Below are 2,916 nucleotides of genomic sequence, written 5' to 3'. Positions count from 1 at the left end.
TGTACAAGCTGATCCCCGTCCTCTTCGAGGCGAAGTCGGCCGCGATCCCCGGGCCCGCCGTGGAGCGCGCCGCGTGGTCCCGCGCGATGTCGGGCGCGCTCATCGGCATCGCCGGCGCGATCGGCGCCCTGGGCGGCGTCCTCATCAACCTCGCCCTCCGCGCGTCCTACCTCGGTGCGGACCACTCCGCGACGGCCGCGTTCGTCGTCTTCACCGTCTTCTACGTCGTCGCCGCTGCCGTGACGCGGGTGCGCTTCCGATGACGTCGACCGCCTCCCGCCCGACGCCATCCAGGGGTATGCCGCTGAGCCCGGTCCCCGCCGGCCGCGACGTGGGCGCCTCCGACCACCCGACCGGGGTCGCCACCCACTGCGCGTACTGCGGGCTCCAGTGCGCGATGACCCTGACGGGTGCGAACGCTGCGGAGCTCACGGTCACCCCGCGACGCTTCCCGACGAACCGCGGGGGCCTGTGCCAGAAGGGCTGGACGAGCGCCGAGCTCCTCCGCACGCCGCACCGGCTCACGAGGCCACTCGTCCGCCGCGACGGCGAGCTCGTGCCGACGTCGTGGGAGGACGCCCTCGACCGGGTCGCCGACGGCATCGTGAGGACGCGGGCGGCATACGGCGACGACGCGGTCGCGGTGTTCGGCGGTGGTGGTCTGACGAACGAGAAGGCCTACCAGCTGGGCCGGTTCGCCCGCGTCGCCCTGCGGACGTCGCAGATCGACTACAACGGCCGTTGGTGCATGAGCTCGGCGGCGGCCGCCGGGATCCGCTGCTTCGGGATCGACCGGGGCCTGCCCTTCCCGGTGACCGACATCGGCTCGGCGCACGCAGTGCTCCTCCTCGGGGCCAACCCCGCCGAGACGATGCCGCCGTTCCTCAGCCACCTCGTCCCGGCCGCCGACCACGCCGGGCTCATGGTCGCCGACCCGCGCCTGACCCCGACCGCCGCCAAGGCGCTCGACGGGGGCGGCCTGCACCTCCAGCTGCGGCCGGGCACCGACGCCGCGCTCGCCCTCGGGCTGATCCACGTGGCCGTCACCGAGGGGTACGCCGACCGCGCGTACATCGCCGGGCGGACGACCGGCTTCGAGGACATCTGGGCGATCGCTGCCCAGTGGCTCCCCGAGCGGGTCGAGCGCGTCACCGGCGTCGCGACGGCGACGCTGCGCGAGACCGTGCGAACCCTCGCCCGGGCCCGCGACACCGAGCGCGGGGCCTACCTCCTCAGCGCCCGCGGGACCGAACAGCACGCGACCGGGACCGACACCGTCACGGCCTTCATCGCGCTCGCGCTCGTCCTCGGACTGCCGGGCAACCCGGGCACCGGGTTCGGCACGCTCACCGGCCAGGGCAACGGCCAGGGCGGGCGCGAGCACGGCCAGAAGGCCGACCAGCTGCCCGGCTACCGCAGGATCGACGACCCCGCGGCGCGGGCCCACGTGGCCGCGGTGTGGGGCATCGACCCCGAGGACCTCCCGGGCCCGGGCCGCAGCGCCTTCGAGCTGCTCGACGCCCTCGGCACCGACGGCGGACCGCGCGCCCTGCTCGTGCACGGCTCGAACCCGGTCGTCTCCGCGCCCGAGGCGGGCCGAGTCACAGAGCGGCTCCGCGCTCTCGACCTGCTCGTCGTCTCCGACTTCGTCCTCTCGGAGACGGCGGCGATCGCCGACGTGGTCCTCCCGGTTCTCCAGTGGGCCGAGGAGGAGGGCACCCTGACGAACCTCGAGGGCCGCGTGCTCCGGCGCCGCCGAGCCGTCTCCCCGCCGCCCGGCTGCCGCAGCGAGCTCGAGATCTGGGCGGAGCTCGCGTCCAGGATCGGGTGCAGCACGGCCTTCTCGACGGACCCCCGCGAGGTGTTCGACGAGCTGCGACGGGCCACTGCGGGCGGCCCGGCCGACTACTCCGCGATCACGTGGGAGCGGCTCGACGCCGGAGAGAGCCTCCACTGGCCCTGCTCCGCAGAGCGCCCGTCCGGCACCCCACGACTCTTCCTCGACGGCTTCGCCACCCCCGACGGACGGGCGCGGTTCGTGCCGGTCGAGCACGCCGGCCCGGCCGAGGTCGACGACCCCGACTACCCGCTCGTCGGCACGACGGGCCGCGTCCTGCAGCACTACCAGTCGGGCGCGCAGACGCGCCTCGTCGACGAGCTCGCGAGCGCCGCGGGCGAGATGTTTGTCCAGGTGCACCCCGAGACGGCCGCGCGGGCCGGCGTCGGCGACAGCGAGATCGCAGCGGTCGTGAGCCGGCGGGGCCGCACGCTCGCCACGGTCCGGCTCGACGAGGCCATGCGCCCGGACGTCGTCTTCCTGCCGTTCCACTGGGCCGGTGACGGTCGGGCCAACTCCCTGACCCACGCCGCCCTCGACCCCACGAGCCGCATGCCCGAGTTCAAGGCGTGCGCCGTCCGTCTGGAGGCCGCTCGATGAGCCCGACGACCAGCCCGAGCACGACGGCCCGCCCGAGCACGACGCCCGACACGGCGTGCACAGAGAGGCCTCGTCGCATCCTCGTCGTCGGCAACGGCATGGCCGGCGCTCGTCTCGCAGAGGAGCTGCGTCACCGCGACCCCTGCGGCGAGCGCCTCCACGTCACCGTCGTCGGCGAGGAGCCGCACGCGGCCTACAACCGCGTCCTGTTGTCGAGCGTCGTCGCCGGGTCCCTCACCCCCCGCGAGACGCGTCTCAAGCCCGACGGCTGGTGGGCAGCACGCGGCATACGCGTCGTGACGGGCGTCCGCGTGACCTCCGTCGACCTCGCCGCCCGCACCGCGACCCTGACCCCCACGCCCCCTGCCTCCCCCCACTGCCCGCCGAACACAGCGTTCGTTCCCGAACGCACCGGTATGCCGCTGAGTTCGGAAGCGAACGCCGCGTTCACTCCGCGGGGGGTGGGGGGCACGCGGGGG

General features: G+C 74.7%; 2 protein-coding genes and 1 pseudogene. All 3 read left to right on the top strand.

Going from position 1 to position 2,916, the window contains the following annotated elements:
* Window positions 1-263: pseudogene (locus N865_RS23155) on the top strand (MFS transporter); the annotation flags it as partial.
* Window positions 264-298: 35 nt separating this feature from the next.
* Window positions 299-2,437, top strand: a complete 2,139-nt coding sequence (locus tag N865_RS21110) for a molybdopterin oxidoreductase family protein (RefSeq protein WP_051511206.1) — start codon at window positions 299-301, stop codon at window positions 2,435-2,437.
* A partial coding sequence (locus tag N865_RS21105; protein WP_034810248.1) for an FAD-dependent oxidoreductase occupies window positions 2,434-2,916 on the top strand: 483 nt, incomplete at its 3' end. The genes N865_RS21110 and N865_RS21105, both read left to right, overlap by 4 nt.

Origin of the sequence: Intrasporangium oryzae NRRL B-24470 (assembly GCF_000576595.1) — a bacterium.
Classification (GTDB): domain Bacteria; phylum Actinomycetota; class Actinomycetes; order Actinomycetales; family Dermatophilaceae; genus Intrasporangium_C; species Intrasporangium_C oryzae.
The sequence above is the reverse complement of the archived record's forward strand: the minus strand, read 5'-3'. Positions and strand labels throughout refer to the sequence as shown.